At 33.3% G+C, this 20,811-nt stretch carries 17 protein-coding genes; 3 read left to right on the top strand and 14 right to left on the bottom strand.

Annotated features, from left to right (window positions below; all coding sequences use genetic code 11):
* Positions 1-70 precede the first annotated feature (70 nt).
* From BQ7474_RS09410 to BQ7474_RS09440, 7 genes are read right to left on the bottom strand one after another with little or no spacing between them, the layout of a single operon-like run.
* Positions 71-2,683, bottom strand: coding sequence for a coiled-coil domain-containing protein (locus BQ7474_RS09410; protein ID WP_073998606.1), 2,613 nt, complete (start codon positions 2,681-2,683; stop codon positions 71-73).
* Positions 2,673-3,632, bottom strand: coding sequence for an AraC family transcriptional regulator (locus tag BQ7474_RS09415; RefSeq protein ID WP_073998607.1), 960 nt, complete (start codon positions 3,630-3,632; stop codon positions 2,673-2,675). The genes BQ7474_RS09410 and BQ7474_RS09415 overlap by 11 nt, the downstream gene beginning before the upstream one ends.
* Positions 3,622-5,028 (bottom strand): ATP-binding cassette domain-containing protein, encoded by a 1,407-nt coding sequence (locus BQ7474_RS09420; RefSeq protein WP_073998608.1) that lies wholly within the window; start codon positions 5,026-5,028, stop codon positions 3,622-3,624. The genes BQ7474_RS09415 and BQ7474_RS09420 overlap by 11 nt, the downstream gene beginning before the upstream one ends.
* On the bottom strand, positions 5,015-5,716 hold the full coding sequence (locus tag BQ7474_RS09425; RefSeq protein ID WP_073998609.1) for an energy-coupling factor transporter transmembrane component T: 702 nt from the start codon (positions 5,714-5,716) through the stop codon (positions 5,015-5,017). The genes BQ7474_RS09420 and BQ7474_RS09425 overlap by 14 nt, the downstream gene beginning before the upstream one ends.
* The gene (locus tag BQ7474_RS09430) at positions 5,717-6,298 is read right to left on the bottom strand and encodes an MptD family putative ECF transporter S component (protein WP_073998610.1); all 582 of its coding nucleotides are present in this window, start codon (positions 6,296-6,298) and stop codon (positions 5,717-5,719) included.
* A 16-nt stretch (positions 6,299-6,314) separates the two neighbouring features.
* On the bottom strand, positions 6,315-8,036 hold the full coding sequence (locus tag BQ7474_RS09435; RefSeq protein ID WP_073998611.1) for an ABC transporter ATP-binding protein: 1,722 nt from the start codon (positions 8,034-8,036) through the stop codon (positions 6,315-6,317).
* Complete coding sequence (locus tag BQ7474_RS09440; protein ID WP_073998612.1) at positions 8,036-9,784, bottom strand: ABC transporter ATP-binding protein; 1,749 nt, start codon at positions 9,782-9,784, stop codon at positions 8,036-8,038. Before BQ7474_RS09440 ends, BQ7474_RS09435 begins: the two co-directional genes overlap by 1 nt.
* 261 nt (positions 9,785-10,045) lie before the next feature.
* On the opposite strand from BQ7474_RS09440, the gene BQ7474_RS09445 reads away from it, so the two are divergent.
* The 3 genes from BQ7474_RS09445 to BQ7474_RS09455 all read left to right on the top strand — a co-directional run bounded on the left by BQ7474_RS09445 (position 10,046) and on the right by BQ7474_RS09455 (position 13,654).
* Complete coding sequence (locus BQ7474_RS09445; RefSeq protein WP_073998613.1) at positions 10,046-10,519, top strand: PTS sugar transporter subunit IIB; 474 nt, start codon at positions 10,046-10,048, stop codon at positions 10,517-10,519.
* A 147-nt stretch (positions 10,520-10,666) separates the two neighbouring features.
* Entirely contained in the window at positions 10,667-12,325 is a 1,659-nt protein-coding gene (locus tag BQ7474_RS09450) for an FAD-dependent oxidoreductase (RefSeq protein WP_073998614.1), read from the top strand.
* A 9-nt stretch (positions 12,326-12,334) separates the two neighbouring features.
* Entirely contained in the window at positions 12,335-13,654 is a 1,320-nt protein-coding gene (locus tag BQ7474_RS09455; RefSeq protein ID WP_073998615.1) for a sialidase family protein, read from the top strand.
* A gap of 49 nt (positions 13,655-13,703) precedes the next feature.
* Here the strand turns inward: BQ7474_RS09455 and BQ7474_RS09460 are convergent, their stop codons facing one another.
* The 7 genes from BQ7474_RS09460 to BQ7474_RS09490 are packed head-to-tail and all read right to left on the bottom strand — an operon-like array spanning position 13,704 to position 20,811.
* On the bottom strand, positions 13,704-15,026 hold the full coding sequence (locus BQ7474_RS09460; protein WP_073998616.1) for a hemolysin family protein: 1,323 nt from the start codon (positions 15,024-15,026) through the stop codon (positions 13,704-13,706).
* A gap of 16 nt (positions 15,027-15,042) precedes the next feature.
* Complete coding sequence (locus BQ7474_RS09465; RefSeq protein ID WP_082187920.1) at positions 15,043-15,735, bottom strand: V-type ATP synthase subunit D; 693 nt, start codon at positions 15,733-15,735, stop codon at positions 15,043-15,045.
* Positions 15,736-15,744: 9 nt separating this feature from the next.
* The gene (locus BQ7474_RS09470; protein WP_073998617.1) at positions 15,745-17,112 is read right to left on the bottom strand and encodes a V-type ATP synthase subunit B; all 1,368 of its coding nucleotides are present in this window, start codon (positions 17,110-17,112) and stop codon (positions 15,745-15,747) included.
* A complete protein-coding gene (locus tag BQ7474_RS09475) occupies positions 17,112-18,869 on the bottom strand; it encodes a V-type ATP synthase subunit A (protein ID WP_073998618.1) in 1,758 nt (585 codons plus the stop codon). The genes BQ7474_RS09470 and BQ7474_RS09475 overlap by 1 nt, the downstream gene beginning before the upstream one ends.
* 11 nt (positions 18,870-18,880) lie before the next feature.
* Positions 18,881-19,192 (bottom strand): V-type ATP synthase subunit F, encoded by a 312-nt coding sequence (locus tag BQ7474_RS09480; RefSeq protein ID WP_044565092.1) that lies wholly within the window; start codon positions 19,190-19,192, stop codon positions 18,881-18,883.
* Complete coding sequence (locus tag BQ7474_RS09485) at positions 19,185-20,249, bottom strand: V-type ATP synthase subunit C (protein ID WP_073998619.1); 1,065 nt, start codon at positions 20,247-20,249, stop codon at positions 19,185-19,187. The genes BQ7474_RS09480 and BQ7474_RS09485 overlap by 8 nt, the downstream gene beginning before the upstream one ends.
* Positions 20,250-20,259: 10 nt before the next feature.
* Positions 20,260-20,811, bottom strand: a complete 552-nt coding sequence (locus BQ7474_RS09490) for a V-type ATP synthase subunit E (protein WP_073998620.1) — start codon at positions 20,809-20,811, stop codon at positions 20,260-20,262.

Consider the following 20,811-nt stretch of genomic DNA (forward strand, 5'->3'; position numbering starts at 1 on the left):
GTTTTATATACAAAAACATCTCTGAAAAAATATATTTCGGTTTAGCTAAATGTGTCTATTTATTAGACTATTATCCCAAAATTTTTTCATATTCTTTTATAAATTCTTCAGCCTCTTTTTCTAAAACTCTGCTCTCTTCTATTAGTTTTTCTAATTTATCTTTTACATTTATTACAGTTTTTGGTGTGTAGTCTAGTAGATACTGAGCTGCCAAGGCTTTAATCTTTAGGGCATTTAATGATTTCTTAACCATAAAAAGATTATTTTGTAAGCTAGATCTCTTATAGTAACCTTCTTTAATATTTTTATATCCCTTGCCTACATAAATTATGTCGTAAGAATCTTTTTTATTTAAATCATCTTTTTCTAAGTCATGTGACTTATCAGGTTCTTGTGGATTCACTGGTTTAGATGGTTTGTTTTTTGCATTTGCAATTGCTTCTATTAATTTATTGTTTAGTTCAATTAAGTCTTCTGCTGATAAATCTTTATTTTTTAGTGCTAGGTCTATTTCTGCAATTACTTTCTTTAAATTTTCATCATCTATTTCTTTGCTGATCTCTATTAGCTCTTTAAGAGATTTTTTACTTCTTTGTATTTTTTCTTTAGTTTTTTCATCAGCTAAGTTTTTCTCTTTTTCTGATAATGTATCTTTGGCATCAGAAGCTTTCTTTTGTGCCTCTTCTAAGTCTTTTTGAGCTTCTTCTTTTGCCTTATTGGCCTCATCCAATTTTTTCTTACTTTGAGCTTCTTTTTCTTTTGCTTCTTTTACCTTTTCTCTATTTTGTCTAAGCTCTTCTTTTGCTTTCTCGTATCTTTCCTTGGCTTCTTTTATTTCTTGATTAATGTTCGCATCACTTGTATTTTTTTCTAATTCTGATATTTTTTCTTCAAGTTCTTTTACTTTTTGATCAGCCTCTTTTTTTGAAGCATTAGCTTTTTCTAAAGCTTTTTTAGATTCTTCTAATTCTTTTTTAGCTATTTGCTCTGTTTTTTCATTAGCTTCTAACTCTTTTTGTTTTTCTAGAGTTTTTGCTTCGGCTGTCTTTATTTCTTCTTGGATTTTTTCTTTTTCTTTGTTTGCTTGATCTAGAGCTTTTTTAAGCTCTTCAATTCTTTCTTTATTATTTTCTATACTTTGTATTAATTCTTTGGATTCTTTTAGACTATCTATATAGGCTTCATCTTGTTCGTATTTAGCTAGAGCTTCTTTATAGATTTCTTCTTTTTCTGTTAGGTTTTTTGATAATTTTTCCATATTCGCTAGTTGACTAGTAAATTCTTTATCAAATCTCTCGACAGTTCCACCTATAGAGCTAGCTTGATAAGCAAAGTTCCAATCATATAATTGAGCTCTACTATCTCTAAATGCATCGGTTGCTTTTACTACTGCTCTCCAACATTCCCAATACTCATCTTTAGCTTTTTCATAATCATATAAAGGCCCTTTTACATTGTGAAAATAATTATCTTTATTGCTTTCTTCAAGTTCTTTTATCTTGTCATCTAGATTTTCAGATGTAATATTGCCATTTTTTATATCTTCTATTAGTTTATTTTTTGCTATAGCCTTACTTTGTTCAATTGTTTTATCATGTTCGCTTCTAATTGCGCCATTATAATTCCTTACTGAATCTAAATCTGCATTGGCCTGATCATTAAGTTCATGGCATTTTTTTCTTAGCTCGTCTCGTAGTTTGTTACATGCTTCTGCTTGCTTTTCTAGCTTATCTATTTCTTCTTGCTTTTTATTGTATTGGTCGCTGTCTTTTTCTAGAGATTTTATTTCTTCCTTTGCCTTATCTAAGCTTTTATTAATTTCTACTAAATTTGTATTTTCACTTTCAAATTTTATTATTTCTTTATAAAGATTTTCTAGATTATTCTTATTTTCCTCTACCTTTTCCAGAGATTTTTTAGTATTGGTTTTCAAACCCTCAACTTCATTTCCTATTTTATCCAAATCTTCTTTTTTATCTTCTAGGGCATTTTGGGATTTATTTTTCGCATCTTCTAAATCTTTATTAGCTTTTTCGTAATTTTCTTCTACTTCTTTTGTTTTTGGATTATCTATGAGCTTATTTAGGTCTTCCTGTGCTTGCTTTTCTTCTGCTTTTGCTTTTTCTAGAGCATTCTTAGCTTTGTTTACTTTTGCTTCTTGAGCTTCTTTAGAACTTATGGCTTCTTTTACTTCCTTATCTGCTTTGTCTTGATCATCTTTTGCAATTTCCAAATCTTTTTTTGCTTTTTCTAATTCTTTTTCTGCTAATTCGTTTTTATCTTTTAACTCACTAAGTTTTATAAATTCATCGCTAGCATTAGTTTGCTCTTCTACAGCCGCTTCTAGATTTTGGTAAGCTTTTTCTTTTTCATCACTAGCCTTAGCATAATTGATATTTGCTTTTTCTACTTCTTCATCTCTTTGTTTTTTCTTATCTTCCTTATCTCTTAAATTTTCTTCTGCCTTAGATAAATCTTTTTGGGCTTCTTCTACTTCTTTTTGTAGTTTTTCGACTTCCTCACTTGCTTTTGTTAATTCTTCATTTTTAGTATTAATTTCTTCATTATTTTCTAATGGCTTTGCTTCATTACTTGCCGCAAATGAGCTTATTGCTGGGCTTAGGGCATTTAAACCCAAAGCTAGTAAAAGTGCAGTTGCTAATTTTTTATTTTTATTTTTCATATACGTTCTCCTTTTTATTAATACATTTTTTGTAAACTCTTCTATATTTGCTAGGACATAAGCCTGAATAAATTTTAAAATTCCTAGCGAAATTTGATTGTTCTGCAAATCCTAGTTCTTCTGCTATTTGACCTATTTCTTTATCTGTGCTTATAAGCAAATCCTGAGCTTTCATCATCCTAATTATATTTAGATACCTCATAGGAGTATATTGAAATTCACTAATAAATTTATTATTTAAGCTAGATTTTGATATTTGAAACTTATCTACTAAAAAATCCAAACTAATATCATTAGCCAAATTTTTTCTAAGATAACTTTCAATCTCAAATATTTGATCTTCACATTGTTTTTTATAGTATCTACTTCTATTATCACTAATCTTCCTGTCTGATATTAAACAGATTAATTCTAAAGTTTTTATAGCAATTAAACTTTTATTTTCTTCTTTAAGGTATAAAATAAGCTGGTTTGCAGCCTCTAATAAATCTTTATCTGATGAGGTGTAGCCTACATCACTTATGTTTTTAAATTTATTAACAAATGTTTGTAAAATTTTATAATAATCCTTACTAATATCAAGATTATTAGGATTAATAACTATGTTAAAGGCAGTTGTTTTTTCTCTGTTCGTATAAGATTTTTTAGATTTAGGTATATACTTACCTACAAAAAGTTGTCTATTAATTAATACCTTGCTATTATTGATATAAGTAAAATAATTGCCTTCATAAGAGTAGGCAATCCTATAACCATAGTTGCTGCTTTCAATTGAATTTTCCGAACTATATTTTTCTTTAAAGTCTATATATACTACATAAACTCCTGGAAAGATTAAGTAAGATCTCATTTTATTTTTTGGGGATTCTATGGATTCATAGTCAAAAATTTCTTTATCTTTTGTAGGGCAAAGCTTAAATCCCCAACTTTCAATACCTTTAACTGCCATTTACAAACTCCACCACATTCTCATCAACCATTTTTATAAATTCATAGTCATGGGTTACAATTATTACTACTTTTCCCATCTCTTTCATTTCTTTAATTATTTCAATTATTTTTTTCATATTTGTCATACAAAGACCAGATGTAGGTTCATCTAAGATAACAATTTTCTTTGGACTTGCATATGCTAAAGCTAGGGCAAGTCTTTGTTTTTGTCCACCAGATAAGCTTTGAGGATGTATATTTTTCTTATCTATTAAGCCAAGTTTAGAAAGACTTTCATCTTTTATTTTTTCATCCTCTATAACTATTGAAATCTCTTTATATACGCTCTCTGTAAAAAGCTGATAGTTTACATCTTGCATTACAAGGGATATATAATCTCCACTTGATTTAATTTTCTGACCTTTATAGTAAACTAAAGACTTTTGCCTCTTATTTAGCTTACACAAATTCCTAATAAAGGATGTTTTTCCTATGCCGTTTTTACCAATTATAAAATATATCCCAGGATCAAAAGAAATATTAAAGTCAAATAAAACTCGCTTACTATTTTTATATTTGCAATAAAAATTAATACATTTTAATGCATGATTATGATCATATGACTTATCATCTAAAGACTTTCTAGTCCATTTTTCATTTTTTATTTCATTAATCCCTATTTCATCTAATCTTCTTAGATTATAAGTCTTTATCAAATCATTATTTACTTCTTCTTTATCATATTCTATAAGATTATTTTCTTTAATTATACAAAGCTTATCTAGTATATTTTTTAAATAATAAAGTCTATGCTCAGCGATAATTATAATCTTACCCATATATTTTAAGATTTTAATAACATTTGCTAGCTTTTCAATTGCTTTTTTATCAAGAGAGGCTGAGGGTTCATCAAATACATATATATCATTATCTAAAACTGCTACAGAAGTAATTGCCACTAATTGTTTCTGTCCACCTGATAATTTTAATAAGTCCTTATCAAGAAGTTTTTCTGTACCTAATATATTGCTATATCTATCAATAGTTTGAAATATTTCATCTCTTTCTATATTTCTATTTTCCAAAGCAAAAGCTATCTCATCAAGAGAATTTACTGCATAAAATTGATTTTTAGGATTTTGAAATACCGTAGATATAAACTTACTTCTATCTGCTATGGTCATATCTACTAGATTCTTACCATCTAATTCAATTTTCCCACTCAATTTTGCCTTATCAATCTCAGGAATTATTCCATTGATAGCTTTAATAATCGATGACTTACCAGAGCCGGATTCCCCAGTTATTACATTCACAGAGCCTTTTTCAAAATTTATATTGACATTTTCTAATATCTTATAACTTTTTTTGTCAACATCTTCATAGTCTAATCCAAAATCTTTAAATTCTAGCATACTTTCCCCTTATAAATAAAATTATTAAAAGCAAGGAAAATACTAAAAATACATAATCAAAAAATTTAAGTCTAGTATTTGAAATGCTAGAACGTTCACATCCTACTTTCATCCCTCTTGTCATTGCAGATATTGATACATTATCAGCTGTTTGTGAGGTTATCATTAGCAAGGGAACAAATTTATATTCCAAAATCCTAACTGGATTTTTAAAGAAATTTTTTGCTGTTAATCCATGCATATAGATAGCCTCATTTATTTTTTGATAGTCCTCTTTTATGGAATAAAAAAATCTAAACATAACTGAAATTGGTATTATTATATAATCAGGAAGCTTTATTTTTTTTAGAGCATAAACTAAATCACTCATAGTAGTAGTGCTGATTGTATAATAACCCATCATAAAGCCTGGTAGAACGCTCATAGTAATTCCACAATACAAGTTTAATATCATAGTCCGTATATTTTGAGGAAGTATTAATAAGTATTTATTTCCTACAATGGCGAGAGTATTTACTACTACTCCCTTTATAAGCATTGACCATCTTTTATCTACCAAGGCAAAAATATAAGGTAAGAAGCACAAGAACATTCCTAAATAATAATAGTTATGTACTAGGCTCCCTTCAATTACAACAACTCCTACTACTATAGTTAAAAGTAGTTTTGTTCTAAAATCAAGCTTCATCTATGCCATTCCTGCTTTTATAAAGTGTTTTTTAAGTATTTTTATTCCTAGCGTACAACCTAAATAAGCACCTAATACACCAAGAGCAACAATTGGAACAAATGACCAAGTAGGCATTACTGACATTAACTTTTCTACAAAGTCTGCTTTATAACCTTGGCTTATCAAATTCTCTTTATAAGAATCTCTAGCTATATATAAAGGTAATAGATTAGCAGCAGAAAATAATGAAAAAAACATATAAGTTAACCTTGCATATTTTATGCTTTTGTAATTACCTTTTTTCATTATAAATTCTGAAACTAAAGCAATAAGAACAATGAGTGGAAAAGCAAGAGAGCCATGACCACTTAAAGAAAATACCAATCCAAAAATAATGCCCATTATCAAAATCATACCAAATTTATCTATTTTAGTTGAATAGAGCATAAAAACAGGTCCTGATAACAAACAACAGGCAAAAGGGACAAGAGGCATGAGGACAGGTATAAAACCTATCATGCCAGCAACCCATACTGCCATAACGACTAAAAGAGAAAATACTCCTGCATTTACTAAATCTCGTACATTAAATTTATTCACTTATAAAAAACCTCCCTTAATATACAAATTCTTCAGAAAGTCTTGAGCTTTCTATCATTTTTGCGTAAGTTTTACTATTGTCCAAAAGATATTCATGAGTTCCTAAAGCTTCGATTTTCCCCTCATTCATAACTATAATTTGATCTACATTTTGAATTGACTTCATTCTGTGAGATATGAGCACTACCGTCTTATTTTTTGTTAGTTCATTTAAAGAATCTTGGATATACTTTTCGTTTTCTACATCTAAAGAAGCTGCTATTTCGTCTAACAAAATTATTTCTGCATTTTTTAAAAATGCCCTAGCTATTGAAATTCTCTGTCTCTCTCCTCCAGATAAGTTTGAGCCATTTTCTCCAATAAGAGTTTTATATCCCATTGGAAGTTTGTTTACAAACTCGTCGCAATTGGCAAGTCTTGCAGCTTTCAAAACTTCATCATCACTTGCGGATAAATCTCCAAACCTTATATTATCCATAACGCTTCCATTAAATAATATTACATCTTGAAATACCATGGATATGTGGCTAAATAAATCCTTAGTGTCCACGGTGCTTATTTCTTTGCCATCTATAGATATCTTTCCTTTATCATAATCATAAAGTCTTGATAAGAGTCGAAGTACAGTTGTTTTTCCGCAACCAGATGGTCCTACCAAGGCGCTTACTTTATCTTGGTAACTATTAAAGGAAATACCATCTATTACTTTCTTACCATCTTTATAGGAAAACTCTAAATTTTCACAAGAAATATCAAAAGATTTTATATCACTTCTTTGACCTTCTTGAATATCCGCCAATTCGATGGATTTGATTTTTTCAACTGGTGAATCTATATACATAAATTCTCCATAGTATGTTACAAATTGATCTACTCCGTCTATTAGCCTTGCCGCAGCAAATAAGTAGCCGGAAAAGTATAGAATATTTATATTACCTTCAATAAGTTCCTTTAATCCAAAATATATGGCAAAACCCAGAGCAAATTTTGCCACAATTTGTGAAAGTGTTAATGGTATAACTTGGGAGATTTCGGTAGAAATATGTTTTTTCTCAAGCTTATTTACAAAATGAATTGCTTCTTTTTCTTTGCTTTCGCTTAAATTATAAGCTTTGATTTCTGTAGATGAGTCTATAAGCTCTTGAAAAATCCTAGCTGATTCTCTTTGATCTTTGTAATATTCTCCTGTCGCTTTCTTTTGCCTATTTTTAGATAAAAATGTCAACAATATACTTGCTAAAATCGGAATAATTATAGCCAAGGCTAGTCTAAGATTTCCTATTAATAACAAAATTGAAACGATGCAAAAACTAATTATAAAACCATAAAATCCTGGGATAGAATGACTTAGACAGTGTTCTATAGTTTCTACATCTTTCATTATAGTTTGGGATAAATCTGTAAGATCGTGGCTAGCATAAAAGGAGAGGGGCAAATCTTTTAATTTCTCAGCAAGACTAATCCTTAAATTTGCACTTTCTTTGTAGGTCTCGTTATAGGTTGTCTTATAATCCTTATCAAGTACCAAGGCCATTATAATAGCTACAATTATATAGGATATTATAGTAGCTTTAAGAGAAAAGTCCCCAAGATCCAACAAACCCTGGATTGTATACATTAGCAAAAATATAGGCAACATAAAAGATAGGTTTTTAAGTGTTGAATAAAAGATTGCTATCGACGTTCCCTTTGCACCCTCATCCGTTAGGGCAAATCTATTTTTTAAATAATCTTTCATTAGCTTATCCTCCATTGGTTGGCTTCATCATACAAATCTACAAATTGTTTGTACCTAGCTCCCTTTTCCATCAAATAATCATGACTTCCTCGCTCAATGATATTTCCGTCTTCAACTACTAACATCTCATCAACTCCACGAATAGAAGATAATCTGTGAGCTATCATAATGACTGTTTTGCCTTCCATTAGATTTTTGAAGGCTTGTTGAATTTCATATTCATTTTCTGGATCTGCTGCAGCCGATGCTTCATCTAAAATAATTATTTTAGGATCTTTTAGAAATATCCTTGCTATAGATACTCTTTGTATCTCTCCACCTGATAAATTGACCCCGCTTGCTCCAATTATAGAATCATAACCATCTTCAAATTTATCTATGAATTGATCACACTTAGAAAGTCTTAAAGCCTCATAAACTTCCTTGTCACTTGCATCCTTTTTTGCAAGTTTTACATTTTCAAAAATTGAAATTCCTTGAAATAGTTTTGGATTTTGGTAAACCATGCCAATATTATCCATCAAAGTCTCTTTTTTATAAGAGTAAATGTTTTTATCACCTAGAAGTACTTCCCCAGAATCTATAGGATATAAAGCGGAAATAAGTTTTGCAATAGTTGATTTACCGCCTCCAGATGGACCTACTAGGGCATAAACTTTATTTTCGTCTAATTTAAAAGATAAATTATCTATTATCTTGGTCTTTTTTTCATAAGAAAAACTTACATTTTTAAATTCTATAGAATAATTATCTATAAAATCATCATTTCCATAAGTAGTTTTATTGGCATTCATCTCATCAAATAGATTTTCGAGATTGTCTACTGCTGTAGTTGCCTCTACGTTGTACATGCCGACATACATAATCTTCATCAAATCTGAGAAAAATAAACCCATAAACAAGGTAAAAAATAGAAGCTTAGCAGACCAAAGATAAGGATCAGCGCCATTTCTCACTACCATGTAAATAGCAATAAATATAGGCGTAATTATAAAAATATTTAATACCCATTGAAAACTTACAAAGGGCAACCTACAAGACATAGAATAAGCGTAAACCATATCTCTATAGTCGTTAATAGTCCTATATAACTTTTTAAAACCTATGAGTGGAGCATTAAAAATCTTTACAACCGGCAATCCTCTGACATATTCAACAGCCTGGCCATTAAGTTCATCAGATTTTTTCATATAAGCTATGGTAAATTCTTTTTCACCAGACATTTTATAAAGTAAAAACATAGATATTAAAACAATTATTACGAAAAATATGCCCAGATAAAGATCTATATTAAAAACCAAGATCAGCAATAGTATCGGTGTAATAATTGCTGCTGTATGGTCAGGTATTAAGTGAGCGACACTCATATGAGTTTGCTCAACATTGTTATCTATAATTTTTCTAACTTCTCCTGACTGATGAGTATCAAAAAATGTGTTTGAAGCATTTATTAAATTCTTAATTCCTTTTTTCCTAAGCCTCGTTTCCAAGCTAAAAGCCGCTAAATGGCTCATCCAAGTCCCTACTATGTATAATATAGCTTGTACTATAAATAAATTTAATACATAAGATGCACTAAATTTTACACCTAAATAATCTCCTTTTGTAAAAACACTTTCAATTATTTGCCAAATCAAATAATAGGCATAAAATTGGACAAAACATCCTAAGGCCGTAAAAACAACTGATAATATACCATTAATTTTTTTATCTGGAATATAAGAAAATAATTTATTATATATTTTCAAAAGTATACCTCCTTATAATCGATGTATATTGATAATCAATATCATTATATAGTATATCAAAAATTATCTATTATACTTGCCAAAAATCGTATTTTATTCAAAAATCTTCAAATTTTTATAAAATTTTATAATTTTTATAAATAATTAATGAATTTTACTAAGTAGGAAAAAATAATATGACAATACATATGTCTTAGGGTAAAATGATTGAATATAAAATATAAGAAAATATGAGAGAGTAAGTAAATAGGAGGAAAATTTATGGCAAAAGCAGTTTTATTAAGAGTTGACGATAGACTATTGCACGGCCAAGTAGCCAGAAATTGGATGAAACAAGTTGGCGCTGATGTAATAGTTGTAGCAAACGACCTTGTAAGTGAAGACGAAAAACAACAACATCTTATGGACCTAGTAACACCAATGGGTTCAAAATCATATTTCTTTGGTATAAGCGAAGCTAGTTCTAAAATCAAAGACCTTGAAGAAGAAGATGCCCTAGTTTTGGTAGAAAGTCCAGAAGATGCCCTAAAATTGATTGAAGATGGAATTGAAATCGACTCAGTTAACGTAGGAAACATCCACCAAACAAGTGACAAAGAAAAGGTAAACGAAAGTATCTTCGTAGATCAAAATGATATTGATACATTTAAGAAAATCGAAGCTAATGGTAAGAAACTAGACATTAGAACCCTACCAAATGATAAAGCTATAGATTTTGACCAACTTTTCAAATAAATAATAAAGCCAAAGCTTTCAAAGCTTAGGTAAAATGATTGAATCCAAAATGAGGGTTTTGGATGCATTAGAGGAGCGTGAAGCTCCTTTTTTTATTTTGGGGTAAATATTTACTAAGAATCGGTCAAAGAAGAGGGAGGAGAAAAAATGAAAGTTATAATAGTAGGAGCTGTAGCAGCTGGGGCAACCCTTGCCACTTCACTACGTCGTCTTGATGAAAATATTGAAATAGTAATGTACGAAAAGGACAGAGATATGAGCTTTGGCAACTGCGAATTACCCTACTACCTATCCTACCAAATAAAAAACAGCCAAGATTTGGTCCATAGGGACAGCGAAAGTTTTGCAAAAAGATACAATATAAAGGCAAAAAACTACCACGAAGTCCTTTCAATCGATAAGGAAAACAAATCCATCAAAGTTTTGGACAAAAAATCCGACAAAGAATTTGTAGAAAATTACGATTACCTAGTACTTGCCACCGGTGCCCACGCCAATGTACCAAAAACTATTAAAGGAACTGACAAGGACCATGTTTTTACCATCAGAAATGTAGTAGATGTAGAAAATATAAGAACCTACTACGAAAAAAATAAACCTAAGGAAATCTTTGTTGCAGGCGGTGGATTTATCGCCATAGAAGCAGCCCACGCCCTGAACGAACTAAAAGATACTCAGATAAATATGTTCGTCCGTGGCAAAATCCTTGGAGTCATAGACGATGAACTCAAAGCATTTATAGAAGAAAACATCATAGAAAACGGTATAAATATTATCCATGAAAAAGAACTAGTAGAAATCACGGACAAAGAAGCCATATTTGCATCAGGCAAAAGAGTCCCTGCAGATATGGTAATACTTGGTCTTGGAATGCTTGCAAATAACAAGCTTGCAAAAAATGCTGGCCTAGAGATAACAGAAAAAGGTTCCATAGTAACAGATGATGATTACAAAACTTCAGATCCAAACATCTTTGCCATAGGCGATGTGATTGATATCAGAAATTTCTTTACAAGAGAAAATGAGAACCTAAAACTAGCTTGGCCAGCCCATAGGCAGGCAAAATATGTAGCCAATCTCCTAGGAGGAGAAAAAAGCAAAAAACAATCATTTATAGGAACTTTTCTATTAAAATCCTTTGACTTAAATATAGGAGTAACTGGTCTTGGAGAAGCAAAATTAAAGGAATTGGCCTATGATTATGACACAACGCTCATCTCCCACACAGACATAGTAGGGATAATGCCAGAAGCACAAATGGTCTATATGAAACTATTATTTGACAAAAATAATGGCAAAATCTACGGAGCTCAAGCCTTGGGCAGAGGAGTAGTCGACAAGAGAATCGATGTCATAGGAAGTCTTATAAAAATGGGTGGAACGATATATGACCTCTACGACCTAGAACTTGGCTACCAGCCATATTACTCAACAACCGAAGATATCAACAATGTCATAGGATCTCAGGCCATAAATATTAAAGAAGGAAGGCTCCCTCATGTGAGAATATCAGAACTAAATGATATTATCTCTGATTATAAAATATATGACATAAGAAACGAAACCGCCTACAAAGAGTGCCATATAAAGGGAGCAAAACTATTTACAGGTGATATAGAAAAATTTAAAATTCCTAAAGATAAGAAAGTCCTAATCTACGACCAAACAGGTTCATCCGCATCTAACACCATAAAAAGACTAAAAAATATGGGAATAGAAAACGTCTACATGCTAGACGGAGGCATGCTATACTTGCGTAAATACGCCAAATACCTTAAACTGGACTTAGTTTGTGAAGAAGAATAGGAGGCAAATGTGTACAAATCATCACCAATACCAATTTTTTATCCGGGACTTGATGATTCGCCTTTTTATAGGATTCCATCTCTTTTGATGCTTGATAATGGAACTATAGTTGCTGGAGCTGATCAAAGACTCGACACTAGGTCTGATTGGGGGAAAATCAATCCAGTTTTGCTTTTTAAAAATCCTGGTTACGATTTTGCAAATTTTACCAAAGTTATTGATATGGATGGAGCTGATACAGACAATCCACCATTTAATATAGATATGTGTCTTTTAGAAGACAAAGATAGACTATATATGATTGTTGATGCTTTCAAGTCTGGCGGCAACTTTTGGGCAGCCAAAAATCAAGAATCATACAAAGAAGTTAAAGGAGAGAAATATTTAAAATTTTTTGATTCTAATAGCAATGAATTCTATGTAAGAGATGATGGAAGCGTCTATGATAATAGGGATAAGAAGACAAATTTAAGTATACAGATGACTGATACTATGCCATTTACCAATCTTTATAATATATATGAAGATGGCAAGGTCATCGGTAATATTTATAAAGACACATCACCCTACCAAATCCACCAAACTTCTCACCTGTGGCTGACTCATTCTGATGATGGTGGGAGAACTTGGCAATGCCCAGTAGATATTACTAAGCAAATTGCAGATCCTAGGATGAAATTTCTTGGGACTTGCCCGGGAGTAGGCCTAAGCTTAGCAAATGGTCGCCTGCTTTTTGCCATCTACTATTCAATAGGAGATGATTACAACAAGGAAAATGTAGCACTCATCTACAGTGACGATGAAGGCAAGACCTTCAACAGGTCTAGGTCCATCAATTTTGGAAAAGATGAACTCCTTGGAGACTTAGGATTCAATACATCAGAAAGCCAGCTAATAGAGCTTAACAATGGCCATGTAATGATATTTGTGAGAAATACTTCTGGCAAAGTTCTCTATGCCATCTCAAAAGATTTGGGAGATACCTTCTCAGAACTTAGGGAAGTTGACTTTGAGTCCACATCAACATGCATGGTTTCAGTACTAAAATTTGAGAGAGATAATAAGGAGTACATCCTCCTATCAAATCCAGACGGCCCTGACAGGAGCCATGGATCTATCAAGATCCTTGAAGTAAAAAATGATGACAGGTTAGAATTTGTAGGAAAAAAGATAATTAATAACAAGCACTACGGATATTCCTGCCTAGCCCACAGTCCAAAAAAAGACACATACGCTCTTCTTTACGAACAAGAAGAATTGATAGACGGAGAGAAAAAAGATATTATTTACTATACAGAATTTGACCAAGAATGGCTCTTTGATTTGTAAAAGAAAAAATGGATGGTTAGAATAATAAGGATTCTAACCATCCATTCTATTAGTTTTCCAAGGTTGTTTCTTGCTTTGCTTCTTTTAATTTCCTTATCCTACAAGCTTTTATCCTATTGTCTTCTATGTATAGGATTTTGATTTCGTAGCCCTTGTAGTCAAAGGCGACGTTTTCGCCAGCGTCTGGTATATAGCCTAGTCTGTCTATTATGAAGCCTCCCAAAGAGTCGTAGTTTTCGTTGTCTTCGTCTATTTCTATTGGGATTTTCTCGTTTAGGTCTTTGATAGACATAGAAGCCTTTACTACATATACTCCCTGCCTATTTTCCCTAAATTCGTGGATATATGACTCACCTTCGTCTAGGTCACCTACTATCTCTTCTAGTAGGTCATCTATGGTTACAACCCCAGCAAAACCTCCGTATTCGTCTATTAGAACGGCCATATGGATGCGTTTGATTTGCATATCTGAGAAAAGCTTGTCTGTTTCAATCTTATCTGGTGCAAAGTATGCTGGTTTTATAAGACTTCTTAGGTGGACATTTTTGATACCAACGCGACTTGCTTCTAGTAGGTAGTCTTTGGTAAAAATTATTCCCAAAATATTGTCTACTTCGTCTTCATAGACTGGTATCCTAGAATGTTTGATCTTGCAAAACTCATCTAGCCAAGTTTTTTCCATATCGTTGACATCTATCATAAAGACATCTGTCCTTGCGGTCATTATCTCTTCTGCTATGAGATCATCAAAGCCCATGATGGAATTAATCATCCTAGATTCCATGGGACGGATGATGCCTTGATTTTCTCCTACTTGGACAATGGATTTTATCTGCTCGCTGGTCACTTCCTTTTCTACAGCCTTGGCTTCTATGCCAAATACGTTCATAAAAAAGTTTGTGACAAGGTTAGTAAATCTTACAAACGGTGCAGTTATTCCAAGTATTAGTCGGCTTAGAAAGTTTGTTGCCATCGCAAGCTGCATAGGGTTTCTGACTCCAATGCGCTTTGGAATTTTGTCTATAAATATTATTTTAATTATAGCAAAGATTATAATGGATAAGACAATATATGTGCTCATCCTTCCTTCTAAAATATGGTAATAAGGTAAGCGGCTGATAAAATAAGTTATTATCACAAAGGATATGATCATATCGATCAAATCAAATGATTGGTTTAGCTTATCTTGGTCGCTGATTATTTTTAGAAGGGATTTAGTCTTATTATCTCCTTCTTCTTCATAGATTTCTTTTAGTCTATTTGAGTTTAGTGATATAAGACTAGTGTGTACAGCTCTTATAATCGCATTTAATATTATTAGTAAAATGATTATAGCTGCGTTTTTTAAAGTAAAATAGGGCCCAGCCTCCATTTATCATCTCTCCTTGTTAAATGTAAGTTCTATTATCTTCTACAAATTGCTTTTCGTTTAAAGTATCTGTAACATCTGGGTCAGAAATAATATCTTTTACTTTCATTAGTCTAGCAATAGTAGCTCTTTCATTTTCTTCTAGTTTTGCTCTGATGTATTTGATTGTCTCTTCCAAGTCTGGAATTGTACGGTATTCTAGAGCATTAACACGACGACGTGTTGATTCTATCTCATCTGCCATTAGTTGGGTGGTCTTTTCCAATTCAGCTAGTTTGAGTAGTTTTTCCATAACTTCATTAAGGCCAATGATTGCTTGGTCAAGCCCTGCTGATGTTTCGGCATAGCCATAGGAAAACATACTTGCGTTTTCGTCTTGGTCGACCTTAAATGCCATTTGTGGAATCCTAACGCTCATGATATTTTTTACATCTATATCTACACCAACTTTTTGGGTTGGAAAGCTTACTGCAGCTTCCATAGCCTCTGGAGACATAAAGGCACTTGCTATAAGAAAGTCAGAGAAGGAGTCAGAAAGCTCTTTTTCTACTTCTTCTCTTAGGGTCTTGTTCTCGCGGATTAGTATCATAAATTGGCGCATGAGTTCATCTTGCTTGTCTTTTAATAATTTGTATCCACGTTTGCTTGTGCCTAGTCTTTTCTTGAGGGTATTTAGGTTCATCCTAGTTGGCGTTACTTTTAGTCTTGCCATTTTTATCACCTAATCCATGTATTTTTCAATTAGGACGTCGTCAATTCTCTTAAGTTCTGATTTTGGAATGATCTTTAATAATTCCCAACCAAGATTTAGAGTTTCTTCTATAGACCTATTGGTGTAATATCCTTGGTTGATGTATTTTTCTTCAAATTCTTTGGCAAATTCTGCAAAGGCAAGGTCTGCATCTGATAAAGCGGAGTCACCCAAGATTTTTTGAAGTTCTCTGGCATCAACACCTGATGCGTATGCTGCATAAATTTGGTTCATTGTTCCAGCATGGTCTTCACGAGTTTTGCCCTTGCCTATACCCTTATCTTTAAGACGAGATAGGGATGGAAGGATTGAAACTGGTGGTTCTACACCTTGGTTATAAAGCTCACGGTTAAGGATGATTTGTCCTTCTGTGATGTAGCCTGTTAGGTCTGGGATTGGGTGGGTGATATCATCTTCTGGCATTGATAAAATAGGAATTTGAGTAATGGTTCCTGGTTTGCCACGAAGTTTTCCAGCTCTTTCATAGATTGTAGAAAGGTCTGTATAAAGATATCCTGGATATCCACGACGGCCTGGTACTTCCTTACGGGCAGCTGATACCTCACGCAAAGCTTCTGCGTAGTTGGTCATGTCTGTCATGATAACAAGTACTTGCATATCTTTTTCATAAGCTAGGTATTCTGCACAAGTTAGGGCCATTTTTGGTGTTGATAGACGTTCAATTGCTGGGTCATCAGCAAGGTTCATAAATAGTACTGAACGGTCCAAAGCTCCAGTTTTTCTAAAGTCATCTAGGAAAAATTGTGCTTCTTCAAAGGTAATACCTATAGCTGCAAATACTACAGCAAATCCTTCGTCATCGTTTAGTACTCTGGCTTGACGGGCAATTTGTGCTGCTACTTGGTTGTGTGGTAGTCCGTTTCCTGAGAAAATAGGAAGCTTTTGTCCACGTACTAGGGTGTTTAGTCCATCTATGGTAGAAATACCTGTTTGTATAAATTCTGATGGATAGTCACGGCTTACAGGGTTGATTGCTGTTCCGTTTACATCTCTTTTTTCTTCAGGAATGATAGCAGGACCATCATCAATTGGTTCACCTAGACCGTTAAATGCACGGCCTACCATATCTTCAGATACGCCAAGTTCTAGTGGACGTCCAAGAAATCTAACGCTTGTTGCAGCAAGGTTGATACCTGTTGATCCTTCGAAAAGTTGGACCATGGCACGACCTTCTTCGATTTCTATAACACGACCACGGCGACGTTCGCCTGTTTGCATTTCGATATCTACTAGTTCATCAAAGTTGACACCTTCTACACCTTCAACTAGCATAAGAGGGCCAACGACTTCTGTAACTGTTTTATATTCTTTTAACATTATGCCTCCTTTTGCAAGTTTCCAATTTCTTGGTCAATTTCATCTTTGATATCTGCTAATTTCTCGATTTCTTCTTCGCTTACAAACTTAGCACGAGTGATTCTCTCGTGAACTGGAAGTTTTTCAATCTCAGATATGTCTATACCATTTGAAAGAGCTTCTATAGATCTGTCGTAGTTATACAAAATCAAGTCAAGCATGATGTTTTGTTTCTTTAGTGAACAATAGGTATCAACATCGTGGAAGGCATTTTGTTGCAAGTAGTCTTCTCTGATTGATTTTGTAACATTTAGTTTTAATTTATCATCATCTGATAGGGCATCACGACCAACAAGTCTTACAACTTCTTGTAAGCTTTGCTCTTGGGCAAGCAAGCTCATAGCGCGTTTTCTCATAGTTGAGAAGTCTTCGTTGACATTTGAGTCAATATAGTTATCCATCTTGTCTTGGTATAGGGAGTATGAGTTTAGCCAGTTGATAGCTGGGAAGTGACGTTGGTAGGATAGGTCGTAGTCTAGTCCCCAGAACACTTTTACTATACGAAGTGTTGCTTGGGTTACTGGTTCTGAAAGGTCTCCACCTGGAGGAGATACAGCTCCGATTACTGTTAGTGATCCTTTTTCGTCACGGTTTCCTAAAACGTCAACTTTACCACTTCTTTCGTAGAAGTCTGCTATACGGCTTGCTAGATATGCTGGGAATCCTTCATCTCCTGGCATCTCTTCTAGACGACCACTCATTTCACGTAGAGCTTCTGCCCAACGGCTTGTAGAGTCGGCCATCATAGCCACGTTGTAACCCATATCACGGAAGTATTCTCCAAGGGTGATACCTGTGTATATACTTGCCTCACGGGCAGCTACTGGCATATTTGAAGTGTTTGCTATAAGGATTGTTCTCTCCATTATTGATTCGCCAGTTTTTGGGTCTATTAGTTCTGGGAATTCGTTAAGTACGTCAGTCATCTCGTTGCCACGTTCACCGCAACCAACGTAAACTACCATATCTGTATCGGCATATTTTGCTATTTGGTGTTGAACTACTGTCTTACCAGATCCAAATGGTCCTGGTATTGCTGCAGTACCACCCTTAGCAACTGGGAAGAATGTATCTATAACCCTTTGGCCTGTGATAAGTGGTTCGTTTGGATCAAGTTTTCTTCTTGATGGACGAGCCTTTCTTACTGGCCATTTTTGGATCATATTGATTTCTTTATCACCATCTTCTGTTTCTATAACTGCTACAGTTTGCTCAACTGTGTATTCGCCAGATTTTATATCTTTTATTTTTCCGCTTACTCCAAAAGGTACCATAATTTTGTGAGTAAGTACGTGTGTTTCTTCAACAGTACCTAGGACATCTCCTGCCACTACTTGATCGCCTATATTAGCAGTAGGATTGAATTCCCATAATGTTTCACGAGATAAAGCTGGTGATGTAACTCCTCTTTTTAGGAAGTTGCCAGCCAAATCTTCAAGTTTTTTAAGTGGTCTTTGGATACCATCGTACATGTGGCGAAGCATTCCTGGTCCAAGCTCAACTGATAGAGGGTGGCCTGTTGAGACAACCTTGTCTCCAGGGCCTATACCTGTCGTTTCTTCATAAACCTGAATACTTGCAACATCTCCTCTCATCTCTATTATTTCACCGATGAGCTTATCTTTTGATACCTCAACCACGTCATAGATGTTAGCATCAGATAGGCCGCTAGCTTCTATCAATGGTCCTGATACTTTAGTAATTTTACCTTCTTTCAAATTAAGCTCCTTTAATTTAAAATGTTGGCTCCAACAGCCTTTTCTACTGACTTGTTGATATCAGCAAGGCCTATGCCCATAGAACCTGTGTTTCCTGGGATTAGGATTATTGCTGGAGTCATCTGATCTCTATATTTGTCAATTGTAGATGGGATTTGTTGGGCAAATTTTTCTGTAATAAATATCACGCCAACTTCTTCTTTGGCAAGGTCTTTGATCTTTTCACTTGCCTCATTGCCATCTATAACTGTGTATACTTCTACACCGAGTGCCTTAAAGGCTAGAACTGAGTCCTTATCTCCGATTACCGCTACTCTATACATATGTTTCACGCAACCTTTCTAGGGTAAAGTCTTTTGGAAGATTGTTTAGCTTTGAAACTAGGATAATCCTTAAGTTTTTGATCTCTGCTTCTTTTGAAATTATATAGTTCATCAAAACTTCTGGCCCATAAGTCATTTGTTTGGCCAGCCTTGAATAGTCCATTTGATGGTCATCAATTGATTTTTCAAGGTCAAGTAGGTTTTGATTCATAGTCTTATCGCCATCTATGGCGTTAACTACATACTTGTTGATATTTTCATTAGAAAGACTTACCACGATTTGATCTATTTCCTGTGGGAAAATCTCATCAAATCTTTCTTTTTCTATATAGCCTCCATCTATAAGAGCGCTATTAAGTTCCTCAATGTCAGAATTTTTGCTTTTTACTCTAAGCATTGTCTTTAGATTGATAAGGTCAATTCTCTCTTTGGTAAAGCGAGTCAATTCTTCTAGGTCGATAGCCTTGGCATCTTCTAATAGCTTTTTATAATAAGCCTTATCAAGGCTAATTTCCAAGTCTTTCGGATTTTTGCTTTCATCAAAAATAGCCAGTGCCTTTTTGGCATCTTCTAGGTAAGATTCGCTTGGGTTGGTCGATTTGTTGAAAGGCTCATAGCCTTCTATATCTAGGGTTTCCAAGAAATCTTTATCTAGGCCATCTTCGTTTAGAAGTTCTTTTTTGATATAGGCAAGGTCAATATTTGATAAATCGCTATAAAGATTGCTATAGTTTTCCTTTTGGATGATTTCCTTTAGAAGTACTTTTAGGTTATGGAAGTTATATCTTTCCCTAAAATAATCCAAAATATTGCTATCACTAGCGGTATTTTCGATTAATTTGTAAGACTTTTTAAGTTCATCATCTAGGATTTTCTCGTATTCCTCATCCCTATTGAGATTTTGAATGCTTTCTCTATAAGAAGAATCGCTTAGGGCGTTTAAGACTTCGCTTAGAGAGTCATAGTCAACTAGTCTTTCCAAGTCATTTTTACTAAGGAGGTTGTTTTCATATATTCTTGTTGAGATAGATCCACCTATATAGTTATCTCTGTTCATTTAGCCCTCCTTATTTAAAAATTTCGCTTGAAATTTGTTTTCTTATATCGTCAATATTGTATTTTATTATTGAAGAAAATCTGTTGTCGTATTCAATCTTTCCAGATTTGATCACAAAACCATCTTCTACGCTTTCATCTGCTACTGTAAATCCGTGAAAATCTTCGTTTTTTAAGGCATCCCTGTAGTTTTTTGCCAAAAGCAGGTCTCCACTTTTGATATCAGAGTTTTTTATAGTATTTAAAACAAAGTTTTTGTAAGAAGATTCGTCGATATTTTTTAGATTTTCTAAAAGCTTATCTACTATTTGGTCTATAACCTTGTTTTTTGCAGAAATTTCTATATCTCTAGATTCTCTTTTTGCTGAGACATTTTCATTTGATAGTATAGTTTCTGCTTCTCTATTTGCCTTATCGATAATCTCACGTGCTTTGATCTCTGCTTCGTTTTTTGATTGGTATATGATTTCGTCAGCCTTTTCTTGGGCTTCTCTTAAGATTTTTTCTTTTTCAGTATTTCCTTCGCTAATAATTGACTCTAATATTACTTCAAGATTATTCAT

The sequence above is a fragment of the Anaerococcus urinomassiliensis genome, assembly GCF_900128425.1.
Taxonomy (GTDB): Bacteria; Bacillota; Clostridia; order Tissierellales; family Peptoniphilaceae; genus Anaerococcus; species Anaerococcus urinomassiliensis.

Coding starts and splice junctions, on each gene's coding strand:
- BQ7474_RS09410 (WP_073998606.1), bottom strand. CDS start 2,683: ATGAAAAATAAAAATAAAAAATTAGCAACTGCACTTTTACTAGCTTTG.
- BQ7474_RS09415 (WP_073998607.1), bottom strand. CDS start 3,632: ATGGCAGTTAAAGGTATTGAAAGTTGGGGATTTAAGCTTTGCCCTACA.
- BQ7474_RS09420 (WP_073998608.1), bottom strand. CDS start 5,028: ATGCTAGAATTTAAAGATTTTGGATTAGACTATGAAGATGTTGACAAA.
- BQ7474_RS09425 (WP_073998609.1), bottom strand. CDS start 5,716: ATGAAGCTTGATTTTAGAACAAAACTACTTTTAACTATAGTAGTAGGA.
- BQ7474_RS09435 (WP_073998611.1), bottom strand. CDS start 8,036: ATGAAAGATTATTTAAAAAATAGATTTGCCCTAACGGATGAGGGTGCA.
- BQ7474_RS09445 (WP_073998613.1), top strand. CDS start 10,046: ATGGCAAAAGCAGTTTTATTAAGAGTTGACGATAGACTATTGCACGGC.
- BQ7474_RS09450 (WP_073998614.1), top strand. CDS start 10,667: ATGAAAGTTATAATAGTAGGAGCTGTAGCAGCTGGGGCAACCCTTGCC.
- BQ7474_RS09460 (WP_073998616.1), bottom strand. CDS start 15,026: ATGGAGGCTGGGCCCTATTTTACTTTAAAAAACGCAGCTATAATCATT.
- BQ7474_RS09465 (WP_082187920.1), bottom strand. CDS start 15,735: ATGGCAAGACTAAAAGTAACGCCAACTAGGATGAACCTAAATACCCTC.
- BQ7474_RS09470 (WP_073998617.1), bottom strand. CDS start 17,112: ATGTTAAAAGAATATAAAACAGTTACAGAAGTCGTTGGCCCTCTTATG.
- BQ7474_RS09480 (WP_044565092.1), bottom strand. CDS start 19,192: ATGTATAGAGTAGCGGTAATCGGAGATAAGGACTCAGTTCTAGCCTTT.
- BQ7474_RS09485 (WP_073998619.1), bottom strand. CDS start 20,249: ATGAACAGAGATAACTATATAGGTGGATCTATCTCAACAAGAATATAT.
- BQ7474_RS09490 (WP_073998620.1), bottom strand. CDS start 20,811: ATGAATAATCTTGAAGTAATATTAGAGTCAATTATTAGCGAAGGAAAT.